At 48.9% G+C, this 530-nt stretch carries 1 protein-coding gene; it reads right to left on the bottom strand.

All coding sequences use genetic code 11. The features are described 5' to 3' along the window. Window positions 1-230: 230 nt before the first annotated feature. Entirely contained in the window at window positions 231-365 is a 135-nt protein-coding gene (locus tag R0J87_RS18455; RefSeq protein WP_498887992.1) for a hypothetical protein, read from the bottom strand. Window positions 366-530: the final 165 nt, after the last annotated feature.

Below are 530 nucleotides of genomic sequence, written 5' to 3'. Positions count from 1 at the left end.
CTAAAGTAATACATCACCGCATGGGCCTTAATTGGTAAAAAGGGAAGCAAACCAACCAGAGCAACAAACAGAATTAAAATGAATCTATTCATGGTTCAGCCAAAAAAAAGGGCAGCCGAAGCCGCCCAAAGAGTCAGAACTTTAGCGCCATCCCTGCATAACCGCATACGCTGCGATAGCACCAATGAGTGACCAGAGCGTGAGCGTCAGGTCATGCAGAAGGGGCAGCATTACGCTTTGTTAACGGCGCGTTTCGCGAGCGTGATACCTATCATCCCCATGGCCACACCGACAATCGCCACACCAATCGCGGTTACTGACGTCGCTACACCTGCCATATCAACCGCTGCAAAAATAGTTTCCATAAGAGAGTTTCCTTCTAAAGTTTGTTAATTAAACGTTTGGCAATGCCTACCGGATAGGCCGCGAAATAGCAGCTCACCAAGATAGCGGCAAAGCCGAATGAAAACGCCGCACCTACATCCTCGGGCGTTAGTTCAGAGCCAGCCAGATAGCTGTCATAACTGGAT

This window comes from Halomonas sp. SIMBA_159, from assembly GCF_046536035.1.
GTDB lineage: Bacteria > Pseudomonadota > Gammaproteobacteria > Pseudomonadales > Halomonadaceae > Vreelandella > Vreelandella venusta_A.
This window is presented reverse-complemented; position numbering and strand designations above follow the sequence as displayed.

Coding starts and splice junctions, on each gene's coding strand:
- R0J87_RS18455 (WP_498887992.1), bottom strand. CDS start 365: ATGGAAACTATTTTTGCAGCGGTTGATATGGCAGGTGTAGCGACGTCA.